General features: G+C 74.0%; 22 protein-coding genes. 8 read left to right on the top strand and 14 right to left on the bottom strand.

The genetic code is table 11. The annotated features are described in order from the left end of the window. The first annotated feature begins 65 nt into the window (after positions 1–65). Positions 66–1,556, top strand: a complete 1,491-nt coding sequence (locus IF30_RS0101870) for a carboxylesterase/lipase family protein (RefSeq protein ID WP_030230937.1) — start codon at positions 66–68, stop codon at positions 1,554–1,556. Between the two features lie 163 nt (positions 1,557–1,719). Here IF30_RS0101870 and IF30_RS0101865 read toward each other — a convergent pair whose 3' ends face one another. Beyond that, positions 1,720–2,391: a type 1 glutamine amidotransferase domain-containing protein gene (locus IF30_RS0101865; RefSeq protein WP_030230936.1), complete on the bottom strand. Its 672-nt coding sequence runs from the start codon at positions 2,389–2,391 to the stop codon at positions 1,720–1,722. Positions 2,392–2,565: 174 nt separating this feature from the next. Between IF30_RS0101865 and IF30_RS0101860 the strand changes: the two genes are divergently transcribed. Continuing rightward, on the top strand, positions 2,566–3,477 hold the full coding sequence (locus IF30_RS0101860) for a LysR family transcriptional regulator (RefSeq protein WP_030230935.1): 912 nt from the start codon (positions 2,566–2,568) through the stop codon (positions 3,475–3,477). A 78-nt stretch (positions 3,478–3,555) separates the two neighbouring features. Here IF30_RS0101860 and IF30_RS0101855 read toward each other — a convergent pair whose 3' ends face one another. The 8 genes from IF30_RS0101855 to IF30_RS40840 all read right to left on the bottom strand — a co-directional run bounded on the left by IF30_RS0101855 (position 3,556) and on the right by IF30_RS40840 (position 11,505). Beyond that, complete coding sequence (locus tag IF30_RS0101855) at positions 3,556–3,837, bottom strand: hypothetical protein (RefSeq protein ID WP_051709023.1); 282 nt, start codon at positions 3,835–3,837, stop codon at positions 3,556–3,558. A 432-nt stretch (positions 3,838–4,269) separates the two neighbouring features. Next, on the bottom strand, positions 4,270–5,106 hold the full coding sequence (locus tag IF30_RS0101850) for an ABC transporter permease subunit (RefSeq protein ID WP_030230931.1): 837 nt from the start codon (positions 5,104–5,106) through the stop codon (positions 4,270–4,272). Then, positions 5,103–6,146: an ABC transporter ATP-binding protein gene (locus tag IF30_RS40845; RefSeq protein WP_051709022.1), complete on the bottom strand. Its 1,044-nt coding sequence runs from the start codon at positions 6,144–6,146 to the stop codon at positions 5,103–5,105. Before IF30_RS40845 ends, IF30_RS0101850 begins: the two co-directional genes overlap by 4 nt. Before the next feature lie 169 nt (positions 6,147–6,315). Continuing rightward, positions 6,316–7,743, bottom strand: coding sequence for an RtcB family protein (locus IF30_RS0101840; protein ID WP_030230927.1), 1,428 nt, complete (start codon positions 7,741–7,743; stop codon positions 6,316–6,318). Positions 7,744–7,857: 114 nt separating this feature from the next. Next, positions 7,858–8,313 (bottom strand): archease, encoded by a 456-nt coding sequence (locus IF30_RS0101835; protein WP_037898682.1) that lies wholly within the window; start codon positions 8,311–8,313, stop codon positions 7,858–7,860. A 208-nt stretch (positions 8,314–8,521) separates the two neighbouring features. Then, complete coding sequence (locus IF30_RS0101830) at positions 8,522–9,769, bottom strand: styrene monooxygenase/indole monooxygenase family protein (protein WP_037898680.1); 1,248 nt, start codon at positions 9,767–9,769, stop codon at positions 8,522–8,524. A 221-nt stretch (positions 9,770–9,990) separates the two neighbouring features. Next, positions 9,991–10,743: a thioesterase II family protein gene (locus IF30_RS0101825; RefSeq protein WP_030230916.1), complete on the bottom strand. Its 753-nt coding sequence runs from the start codon at positions 10,741–10,743 to the stop codon at positions 9,991–9,993. Between the two features lie 150 nt (positions 10,744–10,893). Then, positions 10,894–11,505 carry an AAA family ATPase gene (locus IF30_RS40840; protein ID WP_051709021.1) on the bottom strand — a complete coding sequence of 204 codons (612 nt, stop codon included), beginning with the start codon at positions 11,503–11,505 and terminating at the stop codon, positions 10,894–10,896. 373 nt (positions 11,506–11,878) lie between these two features. Here IF30_RS40840 and IF30_RS0101815 point away from each other — a divergent pair, with 373 nt between their 5' ends. Further along, the gene (locus IF30_RS0101815; protein WP_030230913.1) at positions 11,879–12,064 is read left to right on the top strand and encodes a hypothetical protein; all 186 of its coding nucleotides are present in this window, start codon (positions 11,879–11,881) and stop codon (positions 12,062–12,064) included. 21 nt (positions 12,065–12,085) lie between these two features. Here the strand turns inward: IF30_RS0101815 and IF30_RS0101810 are convergent, their stop codons facing one another. The 3 genes from IF30_RS0101810 to IF30_RS0101800 form a co-directional block, all read right to left on the bottom strand. Next, the gene (locus IF30_RS0101810; RefSeq protein WP_051709020.1) at positions 12,086–13,075 is read right to left on the bottom strand and encodes an ABC transporter ATP-binding protein; all 990 of its coding nucleotides are present in this window, start codon (positions 13,073–13,075) and stop codon (positions 12,086–12,088) included. 154 nt (positions 13,076–13,229) lie between these two features. Continuing rightward, on the bottom strand, positions 13,230–16,058 hold the full coding sequence (locus IF30_RS0101805; RefSeq protein ID WP_030230910.1) for an FtsX-like permease family protein: 2,829 nt from the start codon (positions 16,056–16,058) through the stop codon (positions 13,230–13,232). Further along, positions 16,055–19,429, bottom strand: a complete 3,375-nt coding sequence (locus IF30_RS0101800) for an FtsX-like permease family protein (protein WP_030230909.1) — start codon at positions 19,427–19,429, stop codon at positions 16,055–16,057. Before IF30_RS0101800 ends, IF30_RS0101805 begins: the two co-directional genes overlap by 4 nt. Before the next feature lie 418 nt (positions 19,430–19,847). On the opposite strand from IF30_RS0101800, the gene IF30_RS0101795 reads away from it, so the two are divergent. Further along, positions 19,848–20,585 carry an ABC transporter ATP-binding protein gene (locus IF30_RS0101795; RefSeq protein ID WP_030230907.1) on the top strand — a complete coding sequence of 246 codons (738 nt, stop codon included), beginning with the start codon at positions 19,848–19,850 and terminating at the stop codon, positions 20,583–20,585. 358 nt (positions 20,586–20,943) lie between these two features. On the opposite strand, the gene IF30_RS0101790 is transcribed toward IF30_RS0101795, so the two are convergent. Both IF30_RS0101790 and IF30_RS47470 read right to left on the bottom strand, forming a co-directional pair. Further along, positions 20,944–22,560, bottom strand: a complete 1,617-nt coding sequence (locus IF30_RS0101790; RefSeq protein WP_063752452.1) for an alpha/beta hydrolase — start codon at positions 22,558–22,560, stop codon at positions 20,944–20,946. Positions 22,561–22,777: 217 nt separating this feature from the next. Further along, the gene (locus IF30_RS47470) at positions 22,778–23,146 is read right to left on the bottom strand and encodes a hypothetical protein (RefSeq protein ID WP_030230903.1); all 369 of its coding nucleotides are present in this window, start codon (positions 23,144–23,146) and stop codon (positions 22,778–22,780) included. 127 nt (positions 23,147–23,273) lie between these two features. On the opposite strand from IF30_RS47470, the gene IF30_RS0101780 reads away from it, so the two are divergent. From IF30_RS0101780 to IF30_RS0101765, 4 genes are all read left to right on the top strand, one after another. Next, positions 23,274–23,948: a TetR/AcrR family transcriptional regulator C-terminal domain-containing protein gene (locus IF30_RS0101780; RefSeq protein ID WP_030230902.1), complete on the top strand. Its 675-nt coding sequence runs from the start codon at positions 23,274–23,276 to the stop codon at positions 23,946–23,948. A gap of 191 nt (positions 23,949–24,139) precedes the next feature. Then, positions 24,140–24,679 carry a MarR family winged helix-turn-helix transcriptional regulator gene (locus tag IF30_RS0101775; protein ID WP_030230901.1) on the top strand — a complete coding sequence of 180 codons (540 nt, stop codon included), beginning with the start codon at positions 24,140–24,142 and terminating at the stop codon, positions 24,677–24,679. A 144-nt stretch (positions 24,680–24,823) separates the two neighbouring features. Beyond that, positions 24,824–25,312, top strand: a complete 489-nt coding sequence (locus IF30_RS0101770; protein WP_051709018.1) for a hypothetical protein — start codon at positions 24,824–24,826, stop codon at positions 25,310–25,312. After that, positions 25,309–26,175, top strand: a complete 867-nt coding sequence (locus IF30_RS0101765) for an NmrA family NAD(P)-binding protein (RefSeq protein WP_030230898.1) — start codon at positions 25,309–25,311, stop codon at positions 26,173–26,175. The genes IF30_RS0101770 and IF30_RS0101765 overlap by 4 nt, the downstream gene beginning before the upstream one ends. The last annotated feature ends 176 nt before the right edge of the window (positions 26,176–26,351 follow it).

The raw sequence follows: 26,351 nt of genomic DNA, 5'->3' as shown, positions 1-26,351 counted from the left end.
CATACGCTTGACATAATACATCTGACCGATAACGCTGGAAGCTCCCCCAGGGAAGGAGCGGTCCCGTGCTCACGCAGCCCGTCGCCCACACCAGCGAGGGAGCCGTCCGAGGCTTCCTGGACCGGGGGCTCGCAGTCTTCCGCGGCGTCCCCTACGCCCAACCCCCGGTCGGAGCGCTCCGGTTCGCCGCCCCCGCCCCGCCCGAACCCTGGGACGGCGTCCGCGACGCCCTCGTGTTCGGCCCCGTAGCCCCGCAGTCCGGTCCGATGGCCGCCGAGCCGTCCGCGGGCACCGACTGGCTCACGCTCAACGTCTGCACCCCGGATCCGGGCAGGGCGCGGCTACCCGTGCTGGTCTGGATCCACGGCGGCGGATACATCTCGGGGGCCTCCGGCGACGCCCTCTACGACCCGACCGGACTCGCCCGCGCCGGGCTGGTCGTGGTCACCGTCAACTACCGCGTGGGCGCGGAAGGTTTCGCCCTGTTGGAGGGTGTCCCGGCCAACCGGGCCTTCCTGGACCAGGTCGCGGCGCTGCAGTGGGTGAGGCGCAACATCCGCCGGTTCGGCGGAGACCCGGACCAGGTGACCGTCGCGGGGCAGTCCGCGGGCGCCGGGTCGGTCGCCGCCCTGCTCACGATGGGCACGGCGCGAGGACTGTTCCGGCGCGCCATCGCGCACTCCGTCCCGGGCACCCTGTGCACTCCGTCGCTGGCGGCCGAGGTCACCGCCGAGCTCGCGAAGCTGCTCGGCACGGCTGCCACGCCCGCCGCGCTGGCCGAGGTCGATCCCTGGCGCCTGGCCGCTGCGGTCACGGACCTCGGTGCCGCGCTCCCGCAGCACCTCGCGCGCTGGGGCCGGCTCGCGCAGAGCGGCCTCGCCACCATCCCGGTGGTCGACGGCGAGGTCCTGCCCTGCCCGCCCTGGTCCGCATTGGCGTCCGGCGGAACCGACGGCGTCGACCTGCTCATCGGTCACACCCGCGACGAGTTCCGGCTCTTCGGCGTCCTCAGCGGTCGGCACGGCACCTTCACCGACGGGGAGGCCCGCCTCGCGCTGGACCTCTTCTCCCCGTCGCCGTCCGGACCGCACGACTACCGCGCCGCCCATCCGGGAGCTACCGCCTCGGACCTGCTCGAAGCCGTCAGCTCCGACGCCCTGTTCCGGATGCCCACCCTCCGGCTCGCCGAGGCCAACGCCGCGGCCGGCGGCACCACCCACCTGTTCGAACTGGCCCTTCCCGCCTCCGCGCTCGGCGGCGTGTTCGGCGCCTGCCACGGCCTCGACGTCCCGCTGGCGTTCGGCACCCTGGACAGCCCGACGGGCCGGCACTTCCTCGGCGACCCGCCCGCCCCGGAAGCCGTCCGGGTCTCGCAGGAGCTCCAGCAGGCCTGGGTCCGGTTCGCCACCACCGGCGACCCCGGCTGGCTGGCCCTCGACCCTGACGAGCAGCTCACCCGGGTCCTGGGCGCCCGCTCACGGACCGTCCGCTACCCCGAACAGGCGTCCCGCCGGATCTGGGCGGGGCACCCCATCACCGCCTTCGACCTCCGCTGACCCCCCGCCCCCCACTGCACGGAGGCGCGGCACCCACGGAACGTCGCGCGCCCCTGCGCGCGACAGCCCGAGAGCCCGACCGGTCCGCGTGAACCGGTCGGGCCGATCGAGCGCTTCGGAGTGCTCGGCGGCCTCAGCCCCGCGGCAACCGCGGGCCCCGCCGCTACGCCGCCAGCAGCTTCAGCAGTTCGGCGGCCGTCAGGGCCGAGGAGGCCGGGTTCTGGCCGGTCACGAGGTTGCGGTCGACCACCGCGTGCGGCGCCCAGGGCTCGCCCTCCTCGAAGTCCGCCCCGAGGCCGACCAGCCGGTCCTGGAGCAGCCAGGGCGCCCGGTCCGCCAGGCCGGCCTGGGTCTCCTCGGCGTTGGTGAAGCCGGTCAGCCGGTACCCGGCGAACGGCGAGCCGCCGTCCTCGGTGCGGGCGGCGAGCAGGGCGGCCGGACCGTGGCAGACCACGCCGAGCGGACGGCCGGAGGCCAGCGCCTCGGTGAGCAGCCGGCCCGAGTCCGCGTCGACCGCCAGGTCCTCCATCGGGCCGTGGCCGCCGGGGTAGAACACGGCGTCGTAGTCGGCCGGGTCGACGTCGGCCAGGACGAGCGGCTGCCGGAACTCGGCGATCGCCTCCAGTGCCTCGACCGTCGCCGGGTCGGTCAGGCTGGCCCGGTCGGCGACCGGGACGACGCCGCCCGGGGTGGCGACGGTGACCCGGTGGCCGGCGGCGGTGAAGGCCTGGTACGGGACGACGGCCTCCTCCGCCCAGAAGCCGGTCGGGTGCTTGGTGCCGTCGTTCAGAGTCCAGACGTCCGCGCCGGTAAGGACGAACAGGATGTCGGCCATGGTGGGTGCCTCCAAGGGTGCGGTCCCCGCCGCGACGGCCCCGCCGCGGCGCTCACATCGTCGAAGCTAGCCCGGTCGAGCCCGCGGGAACCAATGGGCCACGCGATACGAGGCATCGGAATCCCGATGCCTTCCACGGGCGGCCGAGCCATCGGGATCCCGTAGGCTCGCGGCATGAGCGATCGGCTGCCGCCGGGCTCCGGCCCGCTGGACCTCAACCACCTGCGGACCTTCCTGGCCGTGCACCGCGCCGGCTCCTTCACGGCGGCCGCACACCTGCTGGGCCTGTCCCAGTCCACGGTCACCGCGCAGATCCGCGCCCTGGAGCAGCGGTTCGGCCGGGAGCTGTTCGAGCGCCAGGCACGCGGGGTCAGCCCGCTGCCGTACGCCGACGACCTCGCCGCCCGTCTGGCCGTCCCGCTGGACCGGCTGGCGGGCCTCGCCGACGGGCGGGGCGGCGGCGTGCCGGAGCCCGTGCACCTCGCCGGGCCGGCGGAGTTCCTGGGCACCGTCCTGCTGGCGGCGCTCGCACCGCTGGTCGCCGAGGGCGTTCAGCTACGGGTGACCACCGGGCTGACCGACCCGCTGCTGGAGGAACTGCGGGCCGGACGGCACGACCTGGTGGTCGCCACCCGGCGCCCCCGCGGCCGGGCCCTGCTCGCCGAACCGCTGGCCGACGAGGAGTTCGTCCTGGTCGCCGCCTCGGTGTGGGCCGAGCGGCTGGCCGGCCGGGAGCTCCCCGACGCGCTCGCGGAGGTCCCGCTGCTCAGCTACGCCGAAGACCTGCCGATCGTCCGCCGGTACTGGCGGCACGTCTTCGACCGGCGACTGCACGCCCGGGCCGCGGTCACCGTGCCGGACCTGCGGGCGGTCCTGGCGGCGGTCACGGCGGGCGCGGGCTGGAGCGTACTGCCGGCCTACCTGTGCCGGGCCGAACTCGCCTCCGGGGCGATTCGGTTGCTGCACGAGCCGGCCGACCCGCCGATCAACACCGCCTACCTGGTTCGCCGCCCGGCCGCTTCGGCCGACCCGCACGTCGCCCTGGTCCGCGAACACCTGCTCGCCGTGGCCCGCGGGTGCGTCTAGGGAGGCCCGAAACCCCGTCGGGTGGGGCTCGCGGCGCCAGGGCGTGTGGTGCAGGTGGTCGATCCCGCTGCCTTCAGCTCACAGTCCGCGGATGGCTTCGGCCAGGTCAGGGCCGTACGAAGCCCAGCAGATCACGGACCCGTCGACGTCGATCTCTCCCATGAACCACTCGTCACCGACTCTTGCAAGGCACAGGCCGCCGACGGAGAGGATGAGGTCAGGCTCGAGGACGTCGTAGTCAGCGGAGTCGTATCGCGCGACCACGACGAGTCGTTCGAGCGAGAGCCGATCCGCTTCGGCATCGCCCGATGCGCGGCGGACCCGCTCGATCGTCCATCCGTCGGGAAGATTCGGGTTCACGGCCGCATGGTTGCAGCGGATGTGTCACACGGCCACTCCTTTGTCGCCGCGACCGGCACGGTTGCGTGATGGCGGACAGCGGACCTGCCGCAGCTCGTGGCGACAGCGCGGTGGCGCCGGCCCCCTCTTTCGCGCCCGGCGGCGTACTGATGAGCCGGGACGATGATGGAGTCCACGCTTACGCCCCCCGTGGTCAGGCCCTTGCGTCGGCCTCGGCCTGAAGCTGCTCGAAGGAGACCCACGGCACGGCGAGCCGGTCCGGGTCCGCCACCGTACGCCGTCGATCAGTTGCCGACGGCCCCAGGTAAGCGGGCTGCCCGACTTCTTGCCTACCGGCGTTAGCGGCTCCAGCCGCTCCACCGGCCGTTCGTCAGGTCACCACGTCCACGGGCCGTGGTCATCCCCGACCTTGCTCCACGTCGGCAGCAGACGCTAGATCGCGAGGTCTCGCCGCTCCAGCAACCGGAACGCCGCCAGCAGGCCGAGCAGACCGACGCCGGTGAGCAGGCCCAGCGCCGCCCACGGCACACCACCGTGGCCGAGCACGTCGCCCGGAGCGTAGTAGTGGAACGGGCTGAGGTAGCGCAGTGGCCGCGCCGGGGACCAGGCGAGCGCGACGAAGTTGAGCGCGAAGCCGACCGCCCCGAAGACGACGGCCGCGCCGATCACGTGCGCCCGGCGCCGGCTGAGCGCGGAGACCGCCAGGACCGGGCCGGTCAGGCAGAACGTGAGGGCGCAGCCGAGCAGTCCGGCGGTGAACACCGCGCCCTCCGGGACGGCGGCGCGCAGCTTCGGGGAGAACGCGACGCCGAGCGCGACGGTGAGCGTGGCGGCTGCGTTGAGCGCCACCGAGGCGGCGACGAGCGCTCCGGTCCGTTCGGCGAGCAGTCGGCGCCGGGAGACCGGGCGGGTCATCAGCAGCTCGATCGTGCCGGACTCGACGTCGGCCGCGACGGCGGCGGCGCCGAGCGAACCGATCACGGTGAGCTGGAGGGCGATCCAGAAGGGATGGGTGAGCCCGGCCCCGAGCAGGCCGGGGTAGCTGGCGATGGAGATGTCGCTGTTGGAGCCGCTGAAGGCCCGGAACGCGCCGGGCGGGTTGCGGCGGGCGGCACCGAACAGGTCGCCGGCCGGGACGGTCCCGGCGATCACCACGATCAGGGTCTCGAAGACGACCATGCCGAGCAGCAGCGAGAGCAGCATCCGACGCCGCCGGTGCAGGGCGAGCCAGACCAGCGGAAGGCGGCGGCTGACGGTGGCCGGGGTCACGACCCCTCCTCGGTGTCGGGGCTGCGGTCGTGCTCTGGCCGACGGTCGTGCTCGGGCCGACCGTCGCGCTCGGGCCGACCGACAGGCTCGGACCGACGGCCGCGCTCCGGTGGTCCGTCTTCCGGGCCGCGGTCGTGCTCCTGCCCGGCGTCGTCGTTCGAGCGGTAGAGGTCGAGGAAGGCCTCGTCCAGGCCGGCCTCCTCCACGGTCAGGTCGGCCACCGGCAGCTCTGCCAGCAGGGCGCGGACGGCCGGGACGACCTCGTCCGGCGGCACCAGCAGCTCGACCCGCGGGCCCTCCCAGCGTGGGGACCACTGCTCGGCGGCACCGAGCGGGCGGGCGCCCTGCCCGTCGGCGAAGTGCAGCCGGACCCTGCGGGCCCGGGCCTGGCGCAGTTCGGCCACCGAGCGGACGGTCACCAGCCGGCCGTGCCGCACGATCGCCACCCGGCGGCAGGTCCGCTGCACCTCGGGCAGCACGTGGCTGGAGAGCAGTACGGTCCGTCCGGCCGCGGCCTCTTCGGCGAGGAGTTCGTAGAAGGTCTCCTGGAGCAGCGGGTCCAGGCCCTCGCTGGGCTCGTCCAGCACGACCACGGGTGGCCGGTGTTGGAGAGACTGGACGAGCCCGAGCTTCTGCTTCATGCCGCGCGAGTACTCGCCGACCGGGCGTGCCAGGTCGGCCCGGGAGAGCGCCAGCCGCTCGCACAGTTCGCGTCGGCGCGGCACCGGGGCGCCCTGCAGGGCGGCGAGCAGGTCGAGGGTCTGCTGCCCGGTGAGCTCGGGGTAGAGCCGCAGTTCGCCGGGCAGGTAGCCGATCGAGGGGGCGAGCCGGCGGTGGTCGGCGACCGGGTCCAGGCCGAGCACCCGGACCTGCCCGTCGCTGGGGCTGAGCAGGCCGACCAGGCAGCGCAGGGTCGTGGTCTTGCCGGCGCCGTTGGGGCCGAGCAGGCCGAACACCTCGCCGGCCGCGACCGACACGTCCAGGTGCTCGACGCCGACGGTGCTGCCGTAGCGCTTGGTGAGCGACCGCAGTTCGATCACCGGGTCCGTGCCCGGCCCCGGCCCCGGGCCGCGGGTTCTGCCGCTTCCGCTTGCGTTCCCGCTTCCGGGCATGACCACCTCCTGCTCCTGTGAAGGATGCGCTCGACATCAAAGCGCGCCCGGCCGGGCATGTCGAGGGACGCGGCCGGAACGGGGCGGGCCGGGCGGCTCACCCCTTGCACACGCCCAGCGGCACCAGGCGGGCGACCGGCCGGGCCAGCCCGGCAGCCTCGGTGACGGCGGCCACCGCGTCGACGTCCTTGTACGCCTCGGGTGTCTCCTCGGCCAGTGCCCGCCACGAGGTCGGCCGCACCGCGATGCCGCGCGCCTCAAGGTCGCTCCGGAGCCGCTCCCCGCGCACGGTGCGCAGCGCCTGGTGTCGGCTCAGCACCCGGCCGGCGCCGTGGCAGGCGGAGTGGAAGGCCTCGTTGCCGGGCCGGCCGACCATGACGTACGAGGCGGTGCCCATGGTGCCCGGCACCAGCACCGGTTGCCCGGCCGCAACCAGGTCGGCGGGCAGGCCCGGGTCGCCGGGCGGCAGGGCGCGGGTGGCGCCCTTGCGGTGGACGCACAGCTTCCGGGGTACGCCGTCGACTTCGTGGGTCTCCAGCTTGGCGAGGTTGTGCGAGACGTCGTAGACCAGGTCGAGTCCGACGCCGAGCGCGGTGGCGAAGGCTCGGCGGGCCGCCTCGGAGAGCAGTTGGCGGTTGGCCCGGCCGTAGTTGGCGGCGGCGGTCATCGCTCCCAGGTAGGCGCGGCCGCGGGGCGAGTCGACCGGGGTGCAGGCGAGTTGGCGGTCGGGGAGGTCGATCCGGTAGCGGTGCAGTTCGCGGTCCATGGCGCGGACGTGGTCGGTGCAGATCTGGTGGCCGAGGCCGCGCGAACCGCAGTGGATCATGACGCACACCTGGCCGGGCCGCAGCCCGAAGGCGGCCGCGGTCCGGTCGTCGTGCACCCGGTCGACGGCCTGCACCTCCAGGAAGTGGTTGGCCGAGCCGAGGCTGCCGACCTGCCCCAGCCCGCGTTCGACGGCCCGGGTGCTCACCTGGCCGGGGGCCGCGCCGTCCAGTACCCCGCCGTCCTCGCAGCGTTCCAGGTCGCGCGGCACGCCGTGGCCGTGCTCGACGGCGTAGCGGGCGCCGCCGAGCAGGAGTTCGTCCAGTTCCTCCGGTCCGGACAGCTGCCACAGGCCGCCGCGGCCGAGGCCGCGCGGGACGGTGCGGTCCAGCAGGTCCATCAGGCGGCGGATCCGCTCGGGGTCGAGCTCGTCGCGCTGGACGCCGGCGGCCAGCAGCCTGACCCCGCACGAGATGTCGAAGCCGACTCCGCCGGGCGAGACCACCCCGCCCTCCTCGGTGTCGGTGGCGGCGACCCCGCCGATCGGGAAGCCGTAGCCCCAGTGCACGTCGGGCATCGCGTAGGAGGCGCGGACGATCCCGGGCAGGGTCGCCACGTTCGCCACCTGCTCCAGCGCCTTGTCGCCGGCGGCCTGCGGCAGCAGCGCGCCGGACGCGAACACCACGCCGGGCACCCGCATCGGCGGGCGCGGCTCGATCCGCCAGCGGTGGCGGCCGGCCGCCGCCAGGACGATCTCCACGTCGTTCGCCCCGCTTTCGAGGTTTCGGCGGTGTCCGCCGCAAGCCCGGGTCGGCTCCGAGTCAGCCCGGGTCGGCCCCGGATCTGCCCGGGTCAGCCCCGGGTCGGCCCGGGTTCAGACGTCCACGGTGACCTGGCAGGTCCAGCCGCCCGGCCCGGCGCGCAGGTCCAGGTCGGACAGCGAGACGGCCTTCGGCACGGCGCCGACGAGGGCGGCGGTGGCGGTGTCGGCCATCCGGAAGCGAACCGCCACCGTCCGGGCTCCGTCCAGCCCCTCGATCCGGCTGACGGCGAGGGCGACGGGCAGTTCGCCGTCGGCGTCCATCCGGTAGATGACCTCCTCGAGGACGCCCGCGAGCAGGTCCGCGTCGCTCACCGCCAGCACGGTGCAGTCGCGCTCGCCGACGATCCGGGCGCCGGCCAGGTCGGCGAAGCCGGCGACGACGGCGTGCACCAGTTCGCCGATGCAGCCTTCGGCCGTCGGCGCCCAGGCCTCCACCCGCAGGTCCGCCGTGTGCGGCACGCTCCGGTGACCGCTGGCGGACCGGTCCGCGGGCTGGTGTCCGTCCACGGGGATGCCTCCCGCCCCGTTAACCGTCTTCCTCCCAGCGTCGTCCCGCGGACGGGCCCGGGGCAAGTGCGGCCGTCCGCCGCTCCTGGCGGCCCCGACCGGGCGCTGCTTCGGGCCCTGCGGACGGGCTCCCGCCGGGCGAGTGGCCGGGGCCGTTCCCACGAAACGGCCCCTACGGAACCACTGCCGCGGAACCCCCGCCACGGAACTACTGTGGTGAGGCTCCCAGCGAGGCGAGGTACGCGGCGGTCAGTTCCGGGGTGGCCAGCCAGGCGGCGTGGTCGCTCGGCTCGGCGTAGGTGTTGGCGAGGCGGCGGGCGACCTCCTCGTGCTCGGCGGCGGCCGCGAACACGCCCTGGAGGTGGTCCGGCACGGTCAGCATCGCCGTGGTGAACTCCACGGTGTGGCGGGCGTGTTGCTGCCAGAAGCGTTCGGCGGTCCGGCACATCCAGTCGGCCGTGAACGGGGCGTCGCCGTGCTCGACGACCGCCCGCCGGCAGGCCTCCGCCGCCCGGGCGGCGCTGTTCGCACCCTGCCCGGTGATCGGGTCGTTCACCACCACCGCGTCACCGAGGCCCAGGACATGGACGGCGTCCACCCCGGAACCCAGTTCGGCCACCGCACGCCGGACCGTCGGGGTGACCGCTCCGAACAGCCCCGCCCCGGCATCGGTCGGTTCCGCCTCCGCCCAGAACTCCGCCTCCCACGGCAGGTACTCGCCCAACAGCGCACGGATCCGCGCCAGTTGGACGTCCGGCGCCGGAGCGTCGCCGAACGCGTCCAGCGGGCCGCCGGGCAGCGCCTCCCACAGCAGGATCTCGCAGGGCCCGGAGAGCGTGAGCGCCGGCTGCAGGTACAGCTCGCCGAGACCGGGCAGGGCGTGCATCCGCGCGCGGGGCCCGGCGCTCGGGTCGGGCGAGCCGACGCCGTGCGTGTACAGGCAGGACAGCGCCCGCTGGGGCCGGTCGAAGGGCGAGCGGGCCGGATCGCGGGCGAAGATCCCGGCCAGCTCGCCGCGTCCGGCCGCCACCACCGTCAGTTCGTGCCGGCGGGCCAGCTCGTACAGCCCGGCCCGGTCCAGCGACCGGTACTCGACGCGGCCGCCCCGCTCGACCAGCAGCTCCAGCCAGCCGGCCAGCTTGAGCCGCTGGTCCACCGACTGGGCGGGCTCGTCGAGCGTCATGGTGAACTCCAGTGCCCGCACGGCCGGGGGCGCCACCAGCACCGCCTCGACCGCGGGGACCGCCGGCGCGCGTCCCGCCCAGAGGTCCAGCCCGGCGGCCGCCTCGATCCGCAGCGCCGGGCCGAACAGCGCCTGCGTGGACAGCACCCGGCCGCCGCGCACCTGCTCCGGGGTGCGCTCGGCGACCATCGTCACCTCGCACCCGTCCGCCTGCAGCCCGAGCGCGAGCTGCAGGCCGGCCTGGCCTGCTCCGACGACGGCGATCCGGCGCACACGGCCTCCCGGTGATCTGTTGACGGTTCGTCACGCCGCACAGTAGCCCAGCGGGCGGGGCGCGGTCACCGGTCCGGACGTCGGTCCGGACGTCGGTCCGGACGTCGGTCCGGACGTCGGTCCGGACGTCGGTCCGGACGTCGGTGGACGGTTGTGCCGCCGGCAGTACGGACGGCGGGCCGGGTGGCGGGCCGGGCGGGATCAGCCGCGCCCGGGCCGGCTCAGTCGCGCAGGTGCGCGGTGAGCACCTGGACGACGTCCTCGGTCCGGTCCGCCAGGTAGAAGTGCCCACCCGGGAAGACTCGCAGGTCGAAGGCGCCGGTGGTGTGCCGGTCCCACCGGCCGACCTGCTCGACCGTGGCGTTCGGGTCGGTCTCCCCCACCAGGCCGGTGATGGGCAGCGACACGGTCGCGTCCGGGGCGCTGCGGTACGTCTCGATGGCGGTGTAGTCGGCGCGCAGGGCCGGCAGGACCAGCTCGCGCAGCGCGGGGATGGAGAGGATGCGCTCGTCGGTGCCGCCGAGGGCGACGACGGTGGCGAGCAGTTCGTCGTCCGGCAGCTTGTGCACCTCGCTGTCCCGGGGCAGCGAGGGCGCGCGGCCGGCCGAGACGACCAGCCGCTCGGGCCCGGGCACGCCGTCGCGCTCGAAGCACCGGGCGGTCTCGAAGGCGACGGCCGCGCCCATGCTGTGGCCGAAGAAGGTCAGCGGACGGTCCGTCCAGTCCCGCAGCTCCCGGTACAGCTTCTCGGCGAGCTCCGGCACCGAATCGATGGTCGGTTCCATGAACCGGTTCTGGCGGCCCGGGTACTGGACCGCGAGCACATCCGCGTGCGGCGCCAGCGCGTTGGCGTACTCCAGGTAGTAGCTGGCCGAGCCGCCGGCGTGCGGGAAGATCACGACCCGGGCGGGCGCGGAGTCGGACGGGTTGAACCGGCGGAACCACGGGTTGTCGACGGCAGCGCTGCTGGGCATGCGGGGTGTGACCTCTCTCCGTGACGGACTCTGCTGTTCCCAGTCTGGCAGTGCCGGGAGTCGCCACGGAGTGTTGTGGTGATCACCTTTCGGCGGGCCGGACCACCGCCGCCGGCCGAGGCCCGCCGGGTCCAGCCGGGTTCGGCGGGTTCAGTCGGCCGCCCCGAAGCAGACGGCGTCCGCGCGGGAGCGGGAGACCGCGTCCAGCAGCAGGACGGACGAGGCCTCGGGCGTCGGCATCGGCCCGACCGACCGCCCGTGCCGGGAGAAGGCGGCCAACAGCCTTTCCAGGCCCCGGTGGTGGCGGGCGAACACCCGGGCGGACGCGTGCCGACCGCGCGCCCGCTGGCCGTCCAGCGCGGTGGCGGCGCCGACGTCCAGCAGCACCAGGTGCAGTTCGCGGCCCCGGCGGCCCGCCTCGCGGGCGAGCCAGCGCCGCATCCAGGCGCGGCTCCCGCAGTCGTGCACCAGCAGCGGCCCGCCGCGTCGCACCGAGGAGCGGAGCAGCCGGAAGTGCTCCAGTCGCGCCCACGGCCGGTACACCGCGTACGGCAGGCGCGCCGGCATCACCGCCTCGCAGGCCTCGTGCACCGTGCGCGGGTCCACCGTCCGGACCGCGTGCCCGCCCCAGCGCCGCAGCAGCGTGCTCTTGCCCGCCCCCGGTAGTCCGGACACGACCACCACCGCGTCGCCGGGGTACGCCACGACGAACCCCGCCCCGGCGACTCCCCGCAGGTCCACCACCCCGTGCGGCGCCACCACCGCATCCGCTCCGCCGCCCACCGGTCCCCCGTTCACGTCCGACCGGGAACCCTAACAACCCGCCCACGGCCCACCCCACGGAGGCCGACCGCCGGCCGGGACGCCACGCCGGGACGCCACGCCGGGCTCAGGCGACCTCCTCCGGCATCACAGCATCACCCCGAGGACGAGGCCGTCCCTGCCGGACGCCCGCCACCCCAGGGGCGCGCAAGGGTATGCGGCGCGCCCCGCCAGTGCTTCGAGCGCCCACGCGGGCGACCTCTCGCGCGGCCCCCGGCGGGAAGAACCGTCCGTGGGCACTCGACCGTGCGGGCCAACCTGCCGATACATCCCCCGGGCGACGTTCCCCGCACCGTCCCCAGGAGGCACTACCTTGACCTGGCTACGCGTCCTGACCGCACTGGGCATTCTCGCCGTGGCGGCCAGTGCCCTGCTCGTCTTCGCCCTCTGCACCGCCACCGCCCGCGGCGAGCGCGCCGCGGAGGAGGCGCCGCCACCCGGCCTCCGTACGGACGCCGAAGGCAGCGGCCTCTTCCAGCGGATGGGCGGCGACAGCTGACACCCCGCCGACCGGGCCGGGTCAGTGCCCGGCGATGTCGTCCGGCCGGACCTCGATGTGGTCGGCCGCGAGGTCGACCGCCACCCGGTGCTCCATGCCCAGCGCCTCCAGGAACTTGACCGGCAACTGCACGCGCCCGGTGCGGTCCAGCATCACGTACTCGCGCTCGTTGACGGACTCCTCGCCGTGCTCGTCCGTCACGGTGCGGCGCAGCACCTCGCTGCTGGTCCGCCCGTCCCGGATGGCGACCGTGCGGCGCACCTCGCCCGCGACCATCGGGTCGTGGGTCACGATGACGACGGTGGCGCCGAGTTCGCGGTTGACGGTGCGGAAGGACTCGAAGATCACCCCGGCGGTCTCGGAGTCCAGCTCGCCGGTGGGCTCGTCGGCGAGCAGCACCGGAGGGTTGTTGGCCATCGCCACCGCGATCGCCACCCGCTGCTGCTGACCGCCGGAGAGCTCGTCGGGGCGCCGGTGCGCGAGCTCGCCGATCTCCAGCGCCTCCATCAACTCGGCCACCCGGGCGGCCTGCCGCTTCGACCCGCCGGCACCCGAGCGGCGGCCGCGCAGCTGCATGGGCAGGGCGATGTTCTCGCCGGCGGTGAGGAACGGCAGCAGGTTCCGGGCGGTCTGCTGCCAGATGAAACCGACCACCTCGCGCCGATAGCGCAGCCGCTCCTTGACGGGCATCTCCAGCAGGTCGCAGCCGGCCACGGTGGCGGTGCCGGCCGTCGGCACGTCCAGGCCGGCGAGGATGGTGAGCAGGGTCGACTTGCCGCTGCCGGAGGCGCCGACGAGGGCCACCAGGTCGCCCTGCCGGATGGTCAGTTCCAGACCCTGCAGCGCCTGGACCTCGACGCCCTCGGCACTGAAGATCCGGACCAGCCGGTCGCAGACGATGGCCGCGCCCTCGCCGTAGGCCTTGGGCGAGGCGGCGGCGAGCGCCCGCTGCCGGAGTTCCTGCAGGCTGGGGGCCTCGGCGACCGTCTGCCCCTGGGGGGTGCTGTTCACCGCTCGTCTCCTGTCTCGACTGTGTGCTTCATCCCGGCGCTCACCACTGGGCCGCCGTCCACCGCTGGTCCGGCGCCCTCCGCTGCCGGTGCGGGCCTGGCCGCTGGTCCGGCGGTCCTCACCGCGGTCAGGGCCGGTAGGTCCGGTTCCGGCGTCATGGCCGCTCCCCCGCGCGCAGTTCGGTGGCGATCTGGCGCCGGCCCGCGATCAGCGTCTCCAGGACCACGGCGAGGCCGACGAGCAGGGCCAGGCCCGCCGTGGGCAGCAGCACCGGCATCAGCGCCGGGGCCAGGACGTCCCCGACCCTGGCACCGACCAGGGTCGAGATGTCGAAGGCTGACCCGAGCAGTGCGACGGCCGCCGTGGCGGCCAGGGCGCCGCCGACGGCTGCCGCGAGGGTCTGCGGCACGGCTTCGGCGATGATCAGCGCCAGCCCCTGCCGGGGTCGCAGGCTCATGGTGCGCAGCCGGGCGAGCACGGCCGTGCGCTCGGGCGCGGCCCGGAACAGCGTCAGCAGGACGGCCAGCAGGGCGAATCCGGCCCCGCCCGCGGCCGCGTACCAGAACAGCCGTCCGGAGGCGTGCTGGAGCGGGTCGGCGGCGAGGGCGGCGATGGTCTCCCGGCTGCTGTGCACCGTGTAGCCGGGCGGCAGCCCGTAGGTGGTCCGGCCCGCGGCCGCGGCCTCCTCCGAGATCAGCTTGGCGATGCCGGTCGGCTGGGTCAGGCCCTGCTCCCGCAGGACCGTCCTGACCTGTCCGGGGTCGACGTCGCCGACGGCGAACCAGCTGTTCACCCGAACGGGCTCCGGCAGACGTTCCGCCGCGGGGGCGGCGGCCATCACGACGAACGGCAGGCCCGGGTCCGGCAGTGCGGGGGTGGCGCCGACGATCCCGGCGACGGTGGTGCGCAGCTCGTTCCCGTTGGGTGTGCGCACCTTGGGCGCGCCGGTGCTCAGGCGCTTGGCCAGGTCCCGGCTGAACAGCGCGGGCACCGGGGTGTCCGCTCCGCCGGGGGCGTTGGCGAGCTTCGCCGGGTCGAACTCGCCGACGCCGAGGGTACGGGCGATCTCGGCGTACGCCGTCGGCTCGACCACCACCAGGACGGCCTTGGTGTAGTCCTGGTCGCCGCCGATGAACATGGCCTTCGGCTCCACCCAGGCCTTGGTCGCGGCCCGGACGCCCGGCAGCCCGCCGGCCGCCTTGGTGAACGCCTCCGGCAGCGTGCCGTACTCCGGGACGACGACGGAGACGTCGCCCCCCGTGGTGATCCGCCCGGCGCGGGACCGGCTGTGGTCCACGGCGTCGAGCACGGTGGCACCGAAGCCGGTCGTGGTGACGGCGATCAGCAGGGCGAGCAGGGGCAGCGCGGACGGCCGACGGCGGCCCGAGGAGTCCCGGGCGGCCCGGGCCAGGCCCAGGAAACCGATCAGGCCCCGGCCGCGGCCGGCGAGCGACGCCAGCCGGCCGACGAGCAGCGGCTCGATCCGGGCCAGCAGCAGCCCGCCGGCGACGGCCAGCAGCAGCGGCGCGGCCACCAGCAGCGGGTCCACACCACTGCCGTGCCCGACGCCGCGGCGTCGGACCTCGGCCACCGCCGCGACGGTGACGACCAGGACGGCGAGCTCGCCGACCAGGCGGCGCCGGCCGCCCGCCGTCGGCCGGCGCGACCACAGCAGGGCGGCCCGGGCCGGGAAGGCCAGCAGAGCGAGCAGTGCGGCCGCGAGGCCGGCCGCCACGGCGGCTCCCCACCGCGGGGTGGGCAGCAGCACCAGGGCGAGCAGCGTCCCGAGCACCGCGCCGGGAAGGACGGTCACCAGGCCTTCCCCGAGCAGGCGCCGCAGCACCCCGCCGCGCGAACCGCCGCGGGCCTGGAGCAGCCTGATCTCGGCGGTGCGCCGGTCGGTGTTCAGCGCGGCGGCCAGGCAGAGCACCACCGTGGCGACGCCCGCGACACCGGCCGGACCGATCACGCTCAGCGGCACGGCGGCCCGGTAGCGGGCGTCCGCCCGGGTCAGCAGGTCGGTCAGCAGCGAGCTGGTGTGCAGGTCCGCGCGGGTCGCGGTCGCCAGGGCCGCGGAGTCGGGCCCGGTCACGAAGGAGTTGAGGGTGCCGCGGGTGCGGTCGAGCTGGTCGGCGCGGAGCGTCGAGGTGTCGACCGGCAGCCGCCAGAAGTTCTCGACGCTCCAACCCCAGCCGGCCAGCGTGCTCAGGCTTCCGCCGTCGATGAAGCCGGTGGTCTTCCAGAAGCTGTCGCCGCGGATTCCCATGTCGAGGCAGGCGCGGGCCGGGCAGCCGAGGTCGCCCCAGAACGGGTCGAGCGGGTCGTTGACGCGGTAGAAGCCCGTCACCACGCTGCTCAGCGGCCTGCCCGTCCCGTCGGTGCCGTTGTCGACGACGTCGCCCAGCTTGATGCCGATGGTCCCGGCGGCCTGCCGGCTCACCACGACCGGCAGTGGCGCGCCGCGGGTGGCGGGGCCCGGCCAGGTTCCCTCGACGAGGGTCACGTGGTCGGCGAGGCCGGCCAGGTACGTCAGCGCGAGGCCCGGAGCGGCCGTCTCGGACAGCCGGGCGTACCCCTCGTTGAGCATGCGCCCGAAGCCGGTGGTGCGGGCGCCGTGGGCCTGGCCGGCCCCGGTCAGCGGCAGCTTCCGGCCGATGCTCTCCACGAGCTTCCGCTGCACGGTGTCGAGGTCGGCCGCGGTGTCGCCGTCCCTGGTCCTGGAGCTGGTCTGCATGCTGGTCGCGACGAGGCCCCGCTGGCTCACGAAGTCCCGCAGCGCCGCGTCCGCGCCCCGGTCGGCGAACCGCGGGAAGGACGCCGCGAGGAAGACCGTGACGAATGCGAGGGCCGCCATGAGCACGGCCGCGAGCGGGCTCGCACGCAACCGGGTGCGCACCCAGGGCGCGGGACGGTGGTCGGTGCGGGGACCGGTGCGGGAATCGGTGCGGGAATCGGGCAGGGCGGTGCGCCCCTTGGTGGTCACATCTCCTCCACGAGGCGCAGCCGGGTGGCCACGTTTCGACCGCGGCGTCCGATGAGGAACGCCGACAGCAGCGGGACAACGGCGATCGCCACCGTGAACAGGAGCGCCTGACCCACCGGCAGCTGGATCAACGCCTCCGGCAGCGGGCGCCGCGCGGCCGGGGTGAGCACCATGAACGGCACGATCAGGTGGACCAGTAGGGCTCCGAGGAGCAGACCGACGCCGCCCCCGAGCGTGATCAGCAGGCCGTACTCGGCGGTGGTGGCACGCGTGACCACTCGCCGTGGCGCGCCCAGGGCGAGCAGCAGGGCGGAGTCCTGGGCGCGTTGGCGCGCGGAGCCGGCCACGGCGGCCCCGAAACCGATCGCCGCGAGGACGGCGGTGGCGACCGCGATCGCCATCAGCGCGTTCTGCGGAGCGGCGCCGACCGGATCGCCGAGGGCGTCCTCGGAGACCGCGTCGTACAGCTGGACGTCCTGGGCACCGGGTGCGGCGCGCAGGGCGGCGGCGGCCTCCGCCGGGACGCGGTCGCCGCGGCCCGTGGCGGGCAGCCACCATTCGGTCCGGCCGGACAGCGACCGGCCCTTCGCGGCCAGCAGCCGTGCGGTGGTGGGCAGGTCGATGACGAGCGCGCTGCGGCCGGCCACCGGCAGGGCCTCGACCGCTCCGGTGATCCTGACCGGGACGGAGGTGCCGGCGAACGGCACCTGGATGGCACTGCCGACCGAGGCGCCGACGGACTTGAGGTAGTCGTGGGTGGCCACACCGGACACGCCGGCGGGCGCGCTCGCGCCGGCCGGCCCGACAACGGCCCGGAGTGCTTCCCCGCGGCCGTCGGCGAAGACGTACCGGAGGCTCAACAGTCGGTCCGCGTCGGCCGGTTCGGTCCCGACGGTGGCCAGCGGCCGGCCTTTCGACGATCCGGGCAGCGAGGTGCCCGTCCAGGACAGGCCGGTCGGCGGCGGGACGGCGGTGGCCGGCCCCTCGGCGGTGTCGGAGACCGCGAGCCGGTGGATGGTGACCTCGCCGCCGGCCCGGTCGCTGAAGGACACGGTCGCGCCGACCACGGTCAGCGGGGCGGCGGCGGAGCCCATCGGGGCGTCGACCAGCGCGCCCAGCGAGGCGGAGGCGCGCAGGTCGCCGCTGAGCGGGAGGCCGGAGAACGGGACCTTGTGGACGTAGCCGAAGCGGTCCCGCAGCAGGAGCGTCACTTCCGGGGGGAACGCGGCCACCGACCTGCCGCCGGAGAAGACCTGCGTCCCGTCGAACTCCTGGCGGATGGAGAGGTCGGCGTCGATCCGCAGCGGGTGACCGGGCAGCGGCACACCGACCGCCGCCCCGGCCGGAGCGGGCTCCGCGAGCGGGGCGAACAGCTCCTGGCGGGTGTGCCCGTCCAGCAGGTCGGCACGGACCGGGACCCGGTCGGCGAACGCGGCGGTGTCCACGGCCAGCAACTCTCCGGAGCCGGGGGGCAGCGACTGCTGCTCCCGCACCACCTGCACCAGCCGGTCACCGCCGGGCAGGGCGCCGTAGCGGCCGCCCTGGCCCATCAGCGAGCCGTGCGCTGCGGAGATGCGCAGGCCGCCCGCCGTGTCGAAGGCGGCCTGGTCGCGCTGGGAGGCCGTCCAGGTGGCGTGCTGGCCGAGGGCGAGCACACCGGTGGCCACCGCCAGGACGAGCAGCAGCACCGGACCGTTGGCGCGGGCGGGCTGACGGGCCAGCTGCCAGCCGACCACGGCCGGGCCGAGACCGCGGCCCCGGGCCGCCATCCGCGAGCCCAGCACCGCGGCGAACGGCAGCAGGCGCAGTACGACCAGGGTGCCGGCGCACAGCGCCAGGGTGGGGGTGGCGACCAGCAGCAGGTCGACGCCGAGCCGACCGGAGGAATCGACGGACAGCCCGCCGCCGTACTGGTCGAGCTGCTGGTAGGCGAGCGCTGCCAGCGCGAGCACCGCCAGGTCGCCGCCGTTGCGCGCGATGCCGGAGACCAGGGCCTGGCGGCGTCCGGTCCGGCGGCGCAGGGCCGCTCCGGCGCCGCGGACCAGGCTGGGCACGGTCGCGAGCACGGTGCAGGCCAGCGTGCAGCCCACCGCGACGGGCCACAGCGTCCAGCTCGTGCCCGTCTCCAGGGCCACCTGGTGGGACCTGCCGAATCCGGCCAGGACGCGGACCAGGAACGGCGTGAGCAGCGGCGCGAACACCGCGGCGGGGGCCGCCAGCAGCAGCAGTTCCAGTGCGGTGAAGGCACCGAGCCTGATGCCGGAGGCGCCGCGGGCGGCGAGCAGTTCGTTCTCCCGCTCCTGGCGGGCCGAGATCAGGCGGACGACCAGCAGCAGGGCGGCCGCGGCGAGCACCGCGAGCTGCAGGGCTCCGATCAGCAGTGTGGACCGGGCCACCATCAGGCTGGCCGCCAGCTCGGTGACCACCTCGGGGAGTTCGGTCTTCACGGTGAGCGAAGCGGACTTCTGCACGTCGTCCGGCAGGTGCCGGGCGCGGTCACCGACGGCCTGGGCGGTGGCCCGGTCGACGCCGGTGAAGTCGGCGTCGAGCAACCAGCCGCGGCTGCTCTGGGGCACGCCACCGGCCATGAAGGCGCTCTGGTCGACCATCATCGGCCCGAACGTGGTGAAGCCGCCCACCTCGACCTCGTGACCGCCGACCGGATCGATCCGCCAGTACGGGTCGAACGGGTCGACGGCCTGGTAGGCACCGACGACCCGGACGGTCAGCGGCTTGCCGTCGAGACGGTCGACGAGCGGCACGTCGGCGGGCAGGGACTGCTCGGTCAGGCCGAGCCGGGCCATCATGCTCCGCGGGACGGCGACCTGAAGGCCGGTGGACCGGACCGGACCGCCGACGGCGGCAGGCCAGGCACCGGCGACCAGGTGCGCCCGGCCGCGGTCGACGTCGGCGAGGAGCGTCAGATCTGCCTGGTCCCCGGTGGCCTGGGCCCCACTGGTCTGAGCCCCGGCGGCCTGGGCTGCTCCGGCGGGCGCGCCGAGGGGGCCGGCCTGGCCGGGGGTGCCGGGCGTGCCGGGCGTGCCGGGCGTGCCGGCGGGTTGCAGGCCGTAGGAACGGCTGCGCAGCAGGCTGTCGGTGCGGACCGGCAGGTCTCCGAAGAGCTTCTGCCGGAAGGAGGCGAGCGCCTCCTCGTCCTTGGTCCGCTGGTCCGCCCCGTGTTCGGCGGTCACCACCACCGTGGTTCGGGTGTGGTCGGGGCCCTGCAGCGCCTGCCGCAGACCGGCCTGACCGACGCCGCTGTTGAAGGTCACCAGGGCGGTCAGTACCGCCGTGGTGATCAGGACCGTCAGCAGGACGGCGGCAGCCAGCGGCAGTCGCCCGCGCAGTCGGCGCACGACGAAGCCGAGCATCGAATTCCTCCCCCGGATTCACGTCCCCGGTAGCGCACCGACCCCGCTCATCGACCCGATCCGAGCACAAATCGGCCACAGTCGGACATTCGAGAGCACACCGGCGCATTGACCACCGGCATTCGGTCACCGGATAGCGGACGATGCTGTCAGAAACGATCCAGGAACGGAAGGGACTTGCGCGAATCAAGTAAGCAATGAGCAAATTCTTTCCATTGACGGCATCCCCACCGGGGACGCCCCATCAAAATGCCATGCACACTTCACAACTCCGGCTCCAGCGCGCTCCTTTGGCCGACGGACTCCGCCCTCTCGGATTGCCCGCCCGGGAACTCTCCGGGAACGTGAACCGGCGGAGCCGTCCCATCCGTAGAGACCCATGGGAGCCGGGGAACCACGCCCAAAGGGGGGCCGCCGCATGACGCAGGATCAGGCCGCAACCGCCACCACGGCCACGACCACCGAACCGATGGTGACCGTGACCGACCTCCGACGCAGCTTCGGCGCCGGCGAACGGACCGTGCACGCCCTGCGCGGCGTCTCCTTCACCGTCGGCCGCGGCGAACTCACCGCGCTCAAAGGCCGCTCCGGCTCCGGCAAGACCACCCTGCTCAACCTCGTCGGCGGGCTGGACGCCCCGACCGGTGGCGGCATCACCCTCGACGGCATCGACCTCGGCGGACTGGACGAGGACGGCCGGCTCGCCCTGCGCCGGGAGCGGATCGGCTTCGTCTTCCAGTCCTTCGGGCTGATCCCGATGCTCACCGCCGCCGAGAACGTCGGCGTGCCGATGCGGCTGCGCAAGGTCCGGGCCGCCGAACGCGAGGAGCGCGCACACACCCTGTTGGCGCTGGTCGGCCTCGCCGGCCACGCCAACCAGCGGCCCGGCGAACTCTCCGGCGGCCAGCAGCAGCGCGTCGCCATCGCCCGCGCGCTGGCCAACGAGCCCGGTCTGATCATCGCCGACGAGCCCACCGGCCAGCTGGACTCGGAGACCGGCCGCTCGATCATGGAGCTGCTGCGCGCCGTCGTGCGCAGCGAGGGCGTCACGGTGCTGGTCGCCACCCACGACCCGACGCTGATGGGGCTCGCCGACCGCGTGATCGAACTCCGCGACGGGCGGGTCGTGGCGGAGGAGGCGGAGTCGGCCGTGTAGCGGGCGGGGCGGGGGCGTCGGTTCGGCGTCGTGCGGCCCGAGAAGCCGGCGGGCCGCACGCCGACACGGGCATTCGATGCACGGGGAAACGATTCCGGGAACCGTGACGGCGCGCCATTCACGATGCGCCGTCCGATTCCCGACTTCCTCGCCCTTCGACCTCCATTGTCAGTGGCATCGACTATGGTCACCGACATCTCAGGGGAATCCACCACCCGGGAGGTTCGATGGCGATCTTCTTCCGCATTGTCCGGGGAATCCGGGAGTCGGCCGGAGAACCCGGTCGTGGTGGCCGGCCACGTCACCGACCACCACTGCCCGGGGTTCGTCCGCCCGACTCCCGGAGGTGCGGCCGCCGTCAGACCGCCGGGAAGATCTCCGCGTCCGGCTTCAGCAGCTGGCCGGGCTTCGGCGCGGTGCCGTCGACGAGGTAGCGGGTGACCAGGTCGTTGAGCGCCGTGCTGCGGCCGACGGCGCAGTGCTCGATCGCGTCGACGCTGACCAGCACGGCGTTGGCCAGCTGCTGCTGCATCCGCTGGGCGAACTTGTACTGGGTCGCCGGGTCGTAGAGGTTGCCGATCACCATCACGGTGTTGGAGGTCTTCTTGTTCCACGGGCCGGAGAAGCGCTCGGCGTCCCGCGCCGGGGCGGGCCAGCTCGCGCACGCGGGCGCGTCGAAGGCCTGGTAGCGGCCGAAGGTCGGCGACTCCTGCTCCCAGCTCCTGGCCGCGTTCGCGAACACCCGGTCGTTCGACGGGTACGGCTTGTCCTGGCAGTTGACGCCCATGTAGGAGTCGTCGGCGGTGTACTCGGAGTCCGCCGGAGCCTCCCGCAGCGCCCGCGGGACGTCCACCGAGAGCAGGTTGGCGTCCTCGTCCGAGACGTTCGCGTTCGGGGCCAGCAGCGTCGCGGCGTTCGGCTTCTGCAGCACCTGGTACGTCGCCTGCAGCGACTTGGCCAGCGGAGCCAGCTTGGCCTGCGAGTACAGCGCGCTGGCGACCTCGCTGGTGAAGCTGCTCAACGTGACCTGCGAGCCGTTCGGCAGCGTGATCGGGCTGGTGCGCAGGTGGTCGCGGAGCTGGTCGAACTTCGCCCGGGTGTCCCCCTCGCCGAAGGCGCAGCGCGGTGCACCGGCGCTCTGGCAGCGCTTCAGGTACTCGTCCAGGGCCAGCTCGAAGCCGCCCGCCCGCTGGCGGTCGTACTCCAGGCCGTTGTGCAGCCGCAGGTTCGGGTCGACGTTTCCGTCGATGATGATCGCCCGGACCTTGTTCGGGTACATGTTCGCGTACGTCGAACCGATCAGGGTGCCGTAGGAGAACCCGGCGAAGGTGAGCTGGGAGTCACCGACGGCACGGCGCATGCGGTCCAGGTCGCGCACCACGTTGATGGTCGACATGTGCTCGATCAGCGGTCCGGCGTTCTTGCTGCAGGCGTCGGTGTAGTCCTGGTCGGCGTCCAGCGTCCCGTCGACCTCGGCCTTGGTGACCGGCACGCCGACCATGCGGTTGTTGACCGCGTCGGCCTGCTCCTGGGTCTTGAAGCACTTGAGCGGGTTGCTCCGCGCCACACCGCGCGGGTCGAAGCCGATCAGGTCGAACTTGGCCTGCACCTCGGGGCCGAAGCGGGAGGTCGTCGCCCACAGGTAGCCGCTGCCGCCCGGGCCGCCCGGGTTGAGGAACAGCGAGCCGATCCGCTTCGACGGGTCGCTCGCCCGCCGCCGCATCATGGCGATGCCGACCTTCTCACCCGACGGGTTGTCGTAGTCCATCGGCACCGGGTAGACGGCGCAGTCGTAGATGCCCGGGTCCGGCTTGCTGGGGTCGGGGTTGCACGGGGTCCAGGCGACGGGGTCGACCTTCGCCTCGGCCAGGCCCGGGGCCTGGTCGACCGGCGCCGCCGAGGCGGCGACGGCGGAGCCGGTGACAAGGGCGAGCGCACAGGCGACTGCTCCGGCCAACGTCGATATGCGGGACAAGGAACCTCCTCGGTACGGAAAAGGGCTGCCCCAGCCTGTCAGCCGGAGATCTCCGTGGGAAGACCCGGGCACAGCGGAAATCGCCCGCGCGCCTTGCCTGAAACGGCGGAATATTCTGTGAATAACCAGTCTTGACGTCCAGTTGACTTGACGATGGGTCAACGGAACCCGGTCTTCGTTGTCGTTCCACCTCCGTGCTCGGCGTGCCGCGACCGCGTCAGGAGTCACCCTCGCGACCCGCAGCGGGCCGCCGCTGTTCCGCGATCGGCTTCGACAGGTCGTCCTCGGCGACGACCTGGTACACCGCGTTCAGGGTCGGCGGGCCGACCAGGTCCTTGATCCGCTCGAAGCGGCGCTCCTCGATCGGCGCGAGTCGCTCCATCCAGGCCTGTATGGACTCCGGCCCGTGATCGCCTTCGATCAGCGCGATGGTGAGGATCTCCCGCGAGTCCTCCAGTGCGGTGGCGCTGATCACCCGGGTGCGCGGGTCGTCCGGGAACACCTCGTCCGGGATCCACGCCTTGCGGAACTCGCCGTACTCCACACCCTCGTTGAGCTTGCGCACCATGACCGCGACGAGCTGCACGACATCCTCCTCAGAAGTTTTCTTGCAGTGCAAGAAGACGATGTCGAGTATTGTTTTCTTGCAGTGCAAGAGTTGTCAAGGCCCCAGCGAGACCGTCCGGACGACACCCGGAACCCAGGAGGAGCAGATGCCGAACCGACGCCCCCGCCCGAGGACCGGCCTGACCCGCGAGAAGGTCATCGACGCCGCCCTCGCCTACGTGGACGAACACGGCCTCGCCGCGCTCTCCAACCGCAAGCTGGGCGCGGCGCTCGGCGTCGAGGGCATGACGCTCTACTACTACGTCCCCAGCAAGGCCGCCCTGCTCGACGGCATGGTGGAGCGCCTACTGGAACTGTCCGCCGGAGACCTGTTCGCCGAGCCCAGCGGCCCCTGGACCGAGGTCGTCCGGGAATTCGCCGTCGAACTGCGCCGGCTACTGCTCGACCACCCCGCCATGCTCACCGTCCTGGCCACCCGCCCGGCCGCCACCCCCAGCGCCCTCGGCCTGCTGGAACGCGGCGTCACCGTGCTCCACGAGGACGGTGTCCCACTCGGCGACGCGCTCGACGTACTCAACTCCGTCGTCCGGTGGACCATCGGCCACACTCTCGGCGAGGTCGGCGAGACGCCCCACCACGAGGGCACCGAGCCGCAGCCCGAACAGTTCACCGCCCTGGACCGGGACACCTACCCCCACCTGGCGCGCGCCTTCGCCACCGGCGAGGGCCTCGACTCCGAGAAGTGCTTCCACCGCACCCTCCGCATCCTGCTCGCCGGCTACGCCGCCGAGTTGGAGCGCCCACGGGGACGGCGGTCCTGAGCGATCGCCCCCCCGCGCGGTCCCGCCCGGCTGCCGATGGCGCCCAGCCGAGGCCGCCCGGCCGGTGCCACCCACCCGAGGCCGCCCAGCCGATCAGCCACCCAGCCGATCGCGCTCGGGCGATCGCGCTCGGACAAGGACTCGCAGGACGCACTTGACCGGACATCCGATTAGGCGCCATATTACCTTTCGTGACGCAGCACTCCGAGCCCGACCACGGTGCCCCCACCCTCGACCAGGCCCGCCGCCAGATCACCCGCTACGGCCTCACCGCCGATCCGCAGGCGATCCTGGTCGCGGCCCGGCTGATGGCGGCGGGCGCCCGGATCGGCCAGGCCGGCGAGGTGCACTTCGGCCGGTTCGGTCTCTCCACCGGCCGCTACCGCCTACTGGCCGATCTGGAGGACCACGGCGGGGAGAAGTCGCCGTCCCAGCTCGCGGCGAGTCTCGGCGTCTCCCGAGCGACCGTGACCGGTCTGGTCGACGGCCTGGAACGGGAGGGCCTGGTGGCCCGCCGCCCCTCCACCGAGGACGGTCGCGGCAACGTGGTGATCCTCACCGCACGCGGCGCCGACAAGCTCCGTGACCTCGCGCCCGAACACTTCGCCCGAATGCAGGCGCTGGTGGGCGGCCTCTCCGTCGACGAGCGCACGACCTTCCTCGACCTGCTGGCCCGGGTGGTCGCGGGCATCGACGCCTTCACCCGGGCCGACCTCGAACCGACGGACTGACCGGACCGACCCCTGCCCGAACGGGCGGGCCGCCCACCAAGCGGCCCGCCTCTCTTCGGCCACCATAGTTAGGTGCCTAAGCATCAATAGTTAGGTAGCTAAGTAACCCTGCAACAACCCAAGCCGCTTCCCAAGGAGACATCGATGGACACGAAAGCCCCCGGCGCACCGCCGCCGCTCGCCCTGTGGCGTGAGGTGCTGGTCGCCTACGCCATGCCAGCCGTGTCCGCCGGCATCGGCGGAGCCCTCACCCACCAGCCGCAGCTCGTGGTCGCCGCCGCCACCACCATCGGCGGCACCTCCGCCGTCGTGGCCGCCGCCCTCGGCTCCGCCCTGCACCGCCGCCCCGCCCGAGCGAAGCCCGCCCGGACGCCCCGCGCGCTCGCGGCCGCCGCCGTCGGCCTGGCGGCCGCGGCCCTCGCGCTCGCCGTGGGCCTCGCCGCCGCACGCTGGCTCCCCCACGTCCCGGCCCTCTCCGACAGTCCCTGGCCGGGCCGATTGCCGATCGACCTGCCGGTCTCCTCGGCGATCGCCGCCACCATCACCACGTGGCGCCGGCTCGGCAGCCCACGGGCCCACGAATCGCAGCACCGGTACTCCACCACCCCTCGACCCGAAAGGCAGATGCCGTGATCGTCATCATGGGCGCCACCGGCGCCACCGGAGGCGCCACCCTGCGCAGCCTCGCCGCCCGCGGTACCCCCAGCCGCGCGCTCAGCCGCGACCCCGCCCTCCTCGCCGCAGGCCTGGACGAACGGACCCTCGCGCGGACCGAGCCCTTCCAGGCCGACGCCGCCGATCCGGACTCGCTCCGCGCGGCCTTCTGCGGCGCGACCCAACTCTTCCTCACCATGGCCAACGCTCCCCATCAGGTGCAGTACGAGCTGAACGCCATCGAGGCCGCCCTCGACTGCGGCGTGGAGCACGTCGTCAAGGTCTCCGCGCCCGCCGCCGAACCGGACTCCCCCGTCGCGATATCCCGCGGCCACCACCTGATCGAGGAGCGTCTGCGCTCCTCCGGCGTCGCCACCACCGTCCTGCGCCCATTCGCGTTCATGCAGAAACTGCTGCTCCTGGCGCCGAGCATCGCCGCCGCCGGGGTGGTGCACGGGGCAATGGGGCAGGCCCGGTGCAACTACGTGGACGTCCGGGACATCGGGGACTTCGGCGCCGACGTCCTCACCCGCCCGGAGCTGGCGGGCGGCACCTACCCGCTCACCGGCGGCCGGGCCTACAGCCACCCGGAGCTCGTCGCACTGCTGGGCCGCCTGCTCGGCCGCCCGGTCCGCTACCTCGACCTCTCCCCGGCCGAGTTGCACGCCCACCTGGTCGGACGAGCCGGGATGCCCGGCTGGCTGGCCGCCCATGTGGTGGAGATCCAGCAGCTGGCGGTGGTCCGCCGGGAGGAGCCCGACGACGCCTTCACCCACGCCACCGGGCGCAGCCCCCGCACCCTGGAGGCCTTTCTCCGCGAGCACCTGCACCGCTTCCGCTGACTCCCCTCACCACCCCGGAGCATCCCCCTCGCCACCCCCGGGCCGTCCACCGATCGCTCCCACCCGGGCGGAGGCCCGCGACCGCCCGGTCGCGGGCCTCCGCGAAATGGCCGAAACGCCGGGCCCACCACCCGGAGGGAGCAGTATTCGCTGTGGCATGGATCACGATCAGGAAG

The sequence above is a fragment of the Streptomyces sp. NRRL S-350 genome, from assembly GCF_000719705.1.
Taxonomy (GTDB): Bacteria; Actinomycetota; Actinomycetes; order Streptomycetales; family Streptomycetaceae; genus Kitasatospora.
The sequence above is the reverse complement of the archived record's forward strand: the minus strand, read 5'-3'. Positions and strand labels throughout refer to the sequence as shown.

Excerpts from the sequence above, each read along its gene's own strand:
- IF30_RS0101865 (WP_030230936.1), bottom strand. The coding sequence starts at position 2,391 with ATGGCCGACATCCTGTTCGTCCTTACCGGCGCGGACGTCTGGACTCTG.
- IF30_RS0101860 (WP_030230935.1), top strand. The coding sequence starts at position 2,566 with ATGAGCGATCGGCTGCCGCCGGGCTCCGGCCCGCTGGACCTCAACCAC.
- IF30_RS0101825 (WP_030230916.1), bottom strand. The coding sequence starts at position 10,743 with ATGCCCAGCAGCGCTGCCGTCGACAACCCGTGGTTCCGCCGGTTCAAC.
- IF30_RS0101800 (WP_030230909.1), bottom strand. The coding sequence starts at position 19,429 with ATGCTCGGCTTCGTCGTGCGCCGACTGCGCGGGCGACTGCCGCTGGCT.
- IF30_RS0101795 (WP_030230907.1), top strand. The coding sequence starts at position 19,848 with ATGACGCAGGATCAGGCCGCAACCGCCACCACGGCCACGACCACCGAA.
- IF30_RS0101780 (WP_030230902.1), top strand. The coding sequence starts at position 23,274 with ATGCCGAACCGACGCCCCCGCCCGAGGACCGGCCTGACCCGCGAGAAG.
- IF30_RS0101770 (WP_051709018.1), top strand. The coding sequence starts at position 24,824 with ATGGACACGAAAGCCCCCGGCGCACCGCCGCCGCTCGCCCTGTGGCGT.